Source organism: Arthrobacter sp. 10T413_2 (genome assembly GCF_056394205.1).
In genome coordinates, this window is sequence record NZ_JBFTHK010000191.1 from 1 (window position 1) to 7,591 (window position 7,591).

At 64.0% G+C, this 7,591-nt stretch carries 4 protein-coding genes; 1 reads left to right on the forward strand and 3 read right to left on the reverse strand.

Annotated elements, in window-relative coordinates; genetic code table 11:
• A partial coding sequence (locus AC1DBQ_RS19905; RefSeq protein WP_476930153.1) for an efflux RND transporter permease subunit occupies nucleotides 1-461 on the forward strand: 461 nt, incomplete at its 5' end.
• On the opposite strand, the gene AC1DBQ_RS19910 is transcribed toward AC1DBQ_RS19905, so the two are convergent.
• The 3 genes from AC1DBQ_RS19910 to ectB form a co-directional block, all read right to left on the reverse strand.
• Complete coding sequence (locus AC1DBQ_RS19910) at nucleotides 458-4,744, reverse strand: Pls/PosA family non-ribosomal peptide synthetase (RefSeq protein ID WP_476930154.1); 4,287 nt, start codon at nucleotides 4,742-4,744, stop codon at nucleotides 458-460. The genes AC1DBQ_RS19905 and AC1DBQ_RS19910 overlap by 4 nt on opposite strands.
• Nucleotides 4,745-4,759: 15 nt before the next feature.
• Nucleotides 4,760-6,226, reverse strand: coding sequence for an aspartate kinase (locus AC1DBQ_RS19915; RefSeq protein ID WP_476930155.1), 1,467 nt, complete (start codon nucleotides 6,224-6,226; stop codon nucleotides 4,760-4,762).
• A gap of 71 nt (nucleotides 6,227-6,297) precedes the next feature.
• Nucleotides 6,298-7,569, reverse strand: coding sequence for a diaminobutyrate--2-oxoglutarate transaminase (ectB, locus tag AC1DBQ_RS19920; RefSeq protein WP_476930156.1), 1,272 nt, complete (start codon nucleotides 7,567-7,569; stop codon nucleotides 6,298-6,300).
• Nucleotides 7,570-7,591: the final 22 nt, after the last annotated feature.

Sequence of the window (7,591 nt, forward strand, 5' to 3'; positions counted from 1 at the left end):
GGCTGCCGTCACTGATCGGCATGCTGATGCTCGTGGGCATCGTGGTGACCAACGCAATTGTGCTGATCGACCTCATCAACCAGTACCGCCAGCCGCGCAACGGCGAACCCGGAATGAACGTGGCGGACGCGATCACGCACGGCGCCCGCCAGCKCCTCCGCCCCATCCTGATGACAGCCCTCGCCACAGTGTTCGCCTTGACGCCGATGGCGCTGGGCCTGACCGGCGGCGGCGGGTTCATCTCCCAACCCCTGGCGATCGTGGTGATCGGCGGCCTGATCTCCTCTACCGCGCTCACGCTCATTCTGGTTCCGGTGCTGTACCGGCTCGTGGAAGGACGTCGTGAGCGGAAGGCGCTGCAGAAGTCGCTCCCCCGCGGACGCCATTCCGGGCCGGCCGTGACCGAGGATGTCCCCGACGATTTCCCCGAGGACGCTCCCGTACCCAGCAGTTCGCGCTAGGAGGGGGATCCCGGTGCCGCAGCCTTGGCCCGCGCTGCCCTGTGCGGCCTGTGGGTTCCCCTCGACAGCCTGAGCAGACCGCCGGCCGGCTCGACGCCGTCCCTGTGCCGGGGGCCGGCGTGGCKGGGTCCGCCGTTGCGGGGTGCGCCGGGGATTCCGGCAGGACGCAGCTCGGCTGTGACGGGGGTCATCACTTCGCGCGCCGGGTTGCCCGTATACGTGGCATCTTCCGGGACGTCTTCGCCCTTCATCAGGAGGGCGTCGGCCCCCAGCACTGAACCGTCGTGCATCGTCACCCCGTAGTTGACCCAGGAATCCACGCCGAGGGAGCAGCGGTTGCCGATCACGATGTGGTCCGACTTGAACGCGCCGTCTTCCATGGAATGTCCCTGAATGGTGGTTCCTTCATTGAAGGCACAGTCATCACCGATCGCCACGAGTGTTTTCTCCGGCAGGTTGGCGCCTGCATCGTAGAGCCGCTTGCCGACTTTGACGCCCAGCATTCTCCAGATCAGGGGCTTGAAGGGCGTCCCGTTGAACGCCGGCATGGCCAGGAGCTTCCAGAGGCGTTCGTGCCGCCAGAAGTAGGGGTCGTAGATGGAGCAGTATTGCGGCTTCAGGCGGCSGAAGCCCATGACCGAACGCTCCGCAAGCACGGCAACCAATACGCGGAATACGAGCAGGGCGAGCATCATGGCGGCGATCGCCGGCACGCCGACGAGACTGAAAGCCGACACGGCAACGGCGCTGCAGAGCGTGGCGACAAATAGCAGGACCCAGCGCACGGCCAGGAACAGCACCATGCTCACAATGTTGTGCCGGTTCTTTGCCGGTAGGGCCCGGTTCCTCGCTTCCTCGATCTTTTGGTCATCAAATTGGGCATCACGCTGAACCGACCGCGGAATCTCGAACGGAGGCGACCCCAGCAGCCCCACGCCCGATCGAACCGGACCGTCGATCGGAATCATCACTTTCGTGGCCAGCAGGCAGTTCTCCCCGACCCGGGACCCAATMGGAACGGTGATGGCGTTGCCGAGGAAGTTGTGGCCGGCGAGGCGGACGGTCGACAGGCGGAAGGAGGTGCTGGAGAAGTCGGCGTTCATCATATTCAGGCCGTCCKCGACCATCGTTCCKGTCCCTATGGAGTTCAGGAACGGKGACTCATGGGCCAGCGTGGGGCCGAAATTCGATCCTGTTTGTTCCACCTTCCCAAGGTTGTAACCCAGGGCCTTCAGATAGTGCACGATGTAGGAACTGTCGCCGAAGACGTCTTTGTACAGCCTGACGTTCGAGAGGCGGGAGATCATCCGTTGGATGGTGAAGTGCACCCCGTACAAGGGATAGACCTTGTCCGGCCTAATGAAGCGGTTAAGCAAACGCGGGACGGTGAAGACCGTGATMAACCCGGTGATCAGTCCGACAACAAAGAGCACCAGCGTGACGGCAAAGACGTCGGCAAAGAAGCTCATGGCGCCCAGCTGCAGGTGCCCGGTGCTCAGATAGGGCGGCAGGAGCGCCGCCAGCGCGAGGATGACGGCCGGAGCCACGAGGACGAGCCGGTTGAAGAGCTGGAGCAGGCTGAAAATCACCCTCCGGCGCGTGCTGCACCGCATGGGCGGGACCCGCCGGTAGTCGGTGGTGGTACGCGCCGCCGGTGAACCGTGCCAGATTTGCCCGTCGGGCACGGCCTGCGGCGTCTGCAGCGACGAGCTGTGGCCCAGCTGGGTGTCGTCCCCCATTGACGTGCCGATGTCCAAGGTGGTCTTTTCCGACACCAGGACATTTCTCCCCAACGTCACTGGACCGATATCAATCATGCCCGAACGCGCCCGGAAGCAGAGCAGCGAAGAGTTCTTGTGAATCACCGTATTGTCACCGATGGTTAGCAGGTCCGGGCAGGCGGGCACCTTCCGGGAGAAGATCACCACGCCCTTGCCGATCTTGGCCCCCAGGAGCCGCAGGTAGAGCACGTAGAKCGGCGAGCCCACGAACAGCACAAGGGGGTTTGCGCGGGTAAGGGTCTTCGCGGTCCAGAACCGGAGGTAGGCCAGGCTCCATAGTCGGATGTGACCCGGCTTCMACCGCCCCACCAGAATCCACTTGGCGAGGATCGGGGTTACGGAAAGGATCACGAACATGGCGGCGCCAAAACCGATCGACCGCACCCACATGTCCAACAGGTTGCTTCCCCCGGACGTCCACTGGAAGCCGATAACCAGCAGGAAAGCCGCGTACGTGGTGTAGCCGAGGAAAATCAGCAGCTGGATAACCCCGCACATGAAGTAGCTGAACKAGCTGGCCTGGGGCATCGGTGCCGGGAGCGCAGTGCCGGTGTTCGGCACGGCCGCGCTGAGAACCGATGCGCTGTGCCTGGCTTCCAGGCACGTGGCGAGCTRCCGGACCGTGGGGTTCTCGTAGATATCCTGCATTGCTGCCGGCGGCAGGGCGGTTTCTTTTCTGATGCGGGCGCAATAGCGCGCCATCAGCAAGGAGTCAGCCCCCAAGTCGTTGAAGAAGTGTGCGTCTGTGGACACCTTGTCAAGGCCCAGCACGGCGCCAAGCTGCTTCGCCAGGGCTTCTTCGGCAGGAGTCGTCGGGGCGGTGTAGGACCCGGCGGCCGCCTGACTGATCCTGTGTTCCGGGCGGGGCAGCCGCTTCTTGTCCACCTTGTCACTGGCCATCATGGGAAGGGCATCCAGTTGTTCAAAATAGGCCGGAACCATGTACCCGGGGAGCCTGGTGCGCAGCATCCGGTGGAGGTCATGGGCATCAACGCCCGTGACGTCATGGCGGAGGGTGTAATAGGCGGCCAGTTCCACCGTTCCGGGTTCCGGTTCATAGGTTTGAACGACTGCCTGCGCAATTCCGGGCAGCTGCAGGAGGACGGATTCTATTTCGCTCAGCTCGATGCKGTAGCCGCGTATCTTGACCTGAGTGTCGATTCGTCCGAAGTACTCGAGGTCTCCGTCGTCGTTGATCCGTCCGAGATCCCCGGTGCGGTAGATCCGGCCGGAGGGGTTGTTCTTGATGCCCAGGAAATCCGGGATGAAGGCCCGTTCCGTCAGGTCCGGCCGGTTGACGTAGCCCCGTGCCAGCCCTACTCCTGCCAAGCCGATTTCCCCGGTTTCGCCCGCCGGCAGGGCCCGGGGCTCCACGGGATCAACAATGACGGCCGTGTAGGTGGGCAGCGGCACGCCGAAGGACACGGGCGTGTCCGGGTCAAGGAGGGACCAGGTGGCAGTCACCGTCGCTTCGGTCGGACCGTAGACATTCAGGAATCGGCGGCCCGGGCGGTGCCAGCGCTGGACGAGGTCCCGCGGGCAGGCCTCCCCGGAGACCAGGAGAAACCGGAGACCGGGCAGATCATCCTCAAGGGTGGCCAGCAGCGTCGGAACACAGCAAAGGGCTGTGATCCGTTTCTCCTGCAGGTATTCCGCGAGCTCGGCCCCCAGCATGCTGGAGCGTCCGGGCTTGGGTACCAGGGTCGCTCCCACCATCCAGGCAACCCAGATTTCCTCCACGGAAAAATCAAAGGCGATCGTCATGCCCTGGTACACGCGGTCCGTGGGCTCCATGCCGTAGACGTMAGCGGCCACCCGGACAAAATTGCAGATGCTGGCCTGGTCCACCGCCACACCCTTCGGCCGGCCCGTCGAGCCGGACGTGTAGATGATGTATGCCAGCTCATCCTTGGTTCCGCCCTTGGCCGCACCGTTTAGCCGCGAGGGGTCCTTGGCGTCGACCTGGGCCTGTACATCGTCGAGACACACCGTGACAGCGGCCACTTCGGGCACCAAGTCCTTCAGGTGCGACAGTGACAGGATCATCGCCACATTGGCGTCTTCCACAATGTATTGGAGACGGTCGGGKGGAAATCCGGCGTCCAGGGGGACATAGGCCGCGTGGATCTTCAGGACGGCGAGCATCGCCACGTAGGCACGCCACGGCTGGTCGAACAGCAACGCAATGCGGTCACCCGGGCGGGCACCGCACACCAGGAGATGCCGCGCCAGCTGGTTCGCCCGTTCATCCAGTTGCAGGTACGTCAGGACGATGTCCCCTGAATCCACGGCGACCTGGTCCTCCATCCCCTGTTCCCGCAGGCGGTCACAGCGGTCCTCAAACAGCTGGTCCAGCCGTTCCCCCCGGTGCCAGCGGGCAGTCTGGTCCGGTGTGGCCGATGTGAGGATTGTTCCCCMCTCCGAACCGCCATTCACCGACATCTTTCCGYGCAACTCAGGGGGTCGRGTGAGGCCGTTGCCGATCCTCGCGGTCTTGCCCATCCTTTAGCTCCTTCGCTAGAAGTGACGTGCCACGGTTCTGTCGCCTCGCGCGACAGGMGTCCTGTCCTTGCCGGATATCGCAATCCAGGTGCCGACCGGGCGGCCACCGGCGGGCACGAGGGTGCCCTTGCGACCCGTCACCGCCGMCCCGTCCCCCGTCGCCATGCCAAACGCCAGGCGGACGGCCCGTTCGGCATCCGCGAGCCGGTCGGTGGGCGTCGCGGCCCCCAGGCAGGTCTCTGAGATATCGACCAGGTCGAGGCCGACGTCGGCGTCGGAAAGGGCCTTCAGGAATGTGCAGAAGATTTCCGGCGAAGACCTCATGCCCAGGCCGGTGACGGACACTCTGCCCATCTCGCTGTCATGCTGCAGGCCCCGAAATCCGATGGCTCCCTTGGCCGCGTTCAAAACGGAAAGGGCTTGGGCCGCCTGCGCTGCCGGAAGGATCAGGGCAACGTCCGAGCGCCTCKACCCCGGGCCCGCCGGTGTCTGGACGACCGTCTGGACGTTGGCCCCGGACCGCGAGAGCACYTGGAAGATGCGCGAAATGCTGCCCGGTTCGTCCGGAATGCCAACGACGATGATTTTCGACGCCGAGTTGACCCCGGCTACCGCAGTCACCACGGGTTGCTCGCCTGCGGGCTGGCGCAGCCCACCGCGGTCAAGGCCGGGCAGGATCAAGGTTCCTGGTTCCGGCACGAAAGAGGACCTGACATGGATCGGAATGCCGAACCGGCGGGCATATTCAACGCACCGCAGGTGAAGTACCTTGCACCCGGAGGCCGCGAACTCAAGCATCTCTTCGCTTGAGAGGACGTCCAGCTTGCGCGCTGTCGGGACTACGCGGGGGTCCGCGGTATAGACACCGTCAACATCCGTGTAGATCTCGCAAATGCCGGCGCCCAGTGCCGCGGCGAGCGCCACCGCGGTGAGATCCGAGCCACCGCGCCCGAGGGTGGTGATCTTCCGCCGCTTCTTGGTTCTGCCCTGGAAACCCGCAACGATCGGCACTTCGCCGCGGGCCAGACTCGTGCGGACGCGGCCCGGCCTGACATCAGTGATGTGGGCCTTGCCGTGAATGGTGTCGGTGATGAGGCCGGCCGCGCTGCCGGTGAACGTGCGCGGCACCTGGCCCAGATCTGCCAGTGCTATCGCCAGGAGTGCCGAAGACACGAGTTCGCCGATGCTCAGGAGGGCATCGAGGTCGCCGGGAAGCGGCCGGGTGGAAACCTCGGCCGCCAGGTCGCAGAGATCATCCGTGGTGTCGCCCATGGCGGACACCACCGCCACCACCCGGAATCCCTCCTCACGCGTCTTGGCGATCCGCTCGGCGGCCCGGATGATGCCGGCGGCATCGGCCAGCGACGAACCACCGAACTTTTGCACAATGACACTTCCCGGGGGGACACTTCCCGGGGGGATGCCCCGTGCTGTTTCCTCTGGATCGCCATCGTTAGCCGCTGTGGCTTTGCGGGTACCCATTTCTCCCCCGAAATCTACTTCGATTCTTGCGAGCGGTCTTTGCCCCACTGCCGGGGCGTMCGTGCGGATGATCAAACAGTGGATGCCAAGGCGACGGGAACGCCGGTGACGGCCTCTGCGGCCCCGGCGAGAATATCGAGTCCCTTCCGCAGGTTCTCGTGGCTCATGGTCAGCGCGGGCATCGCCTTGATGACCTCACCCTGCGGACCCGACGTTTCCACGAGCAGGCCACGGGCGAACGACTCAGCCGCGATGTTTTCCGCAGTCCCKGGGTGGGGGTAGTAGACACCGGCGAGCAGGCCCCGGCCACGGACAGCGGCGCCGTCGATGCAGGCCGCGATCTGTGAAAGCCCCTCGTGCAGTTGCGTAATGAGGCCTGCGACATGCGACTCAAACCTGCCGTCCTGCCAGTAGTGCTCCAGGGCAGCGGCTCCGGTGACGAAGGCGGGGTTGTGGCCCCGGAATGTTCCGTTATGCTCGCCGGGTTTCCAGATGTCCAACTCGGGCTTGAACAGTGTCAGTGCCATGGGCAGCCCGAAGCCGGAAATGGATTTTGACAGGCAGACGATATCCGGGGTTATGGCCGCATCCTCGAAACTGAAGAATGTTCCGGTGCGTCCGCATCCGGCCTGTACATCGTCAACAATGAGCAAGATGTCGTGCTGGTGGCATAGCTCCGCGAGGCCCTGCAGCCACGATGCGCGGGCGGCCCTAAGCCCGCCCTCGCCTTGGACCGTTTCCACGATCACGGCGGCGGGTTTGTCGAGTCCGGATCCGCTGTCCTCCAGGGCGTGACGGAGCCACAGGAAGTCCGGGGTCTGACCGTCGAAGAATCCGTCATAGGGCATGCTCGAGGCATTCGTCAGCGGCACACCGGCACCCTGCCGTTTCATGGAATTGCCGGTCACCGACAATGAGCCCAGGGTCATCCCGTGGAATGCGTTGGTGAAGCTGAGGATATGTTGCCGGCCGGTGACTTTACGCGCCAGCTTCAGGGCCGCTTCCACTGAGTTTGTTCCGGTGGGACCGGGGAACATGACTTTATAGTCCAAATGCCGGGGCTTGAGGATGAGCTCCTGGAATGATTCCAGGAAGCGCCGCTTGGCAGGCGTTTTCATGTCGAGCGAATKAACGATGGCACCGGAAAGTAGATAGTCCACGAGCGGCCGGAGCAGTACCGGGTTGTTGTGGCCGTAGTTCAGTGCTCCGGCCCCGGAAAAGAAGTCCAGATATTCCCTGCCATCCTCACCGTAGAGGGTGCTGCCGGCGGCCCGCTCAAACACGGTGTCCCAGCTGCGGCAATAGCAGCGGACTTCAGATTCCAAAGTTTCAAAGATGTCCATCTTTCGATGTCCCCCGTACTTC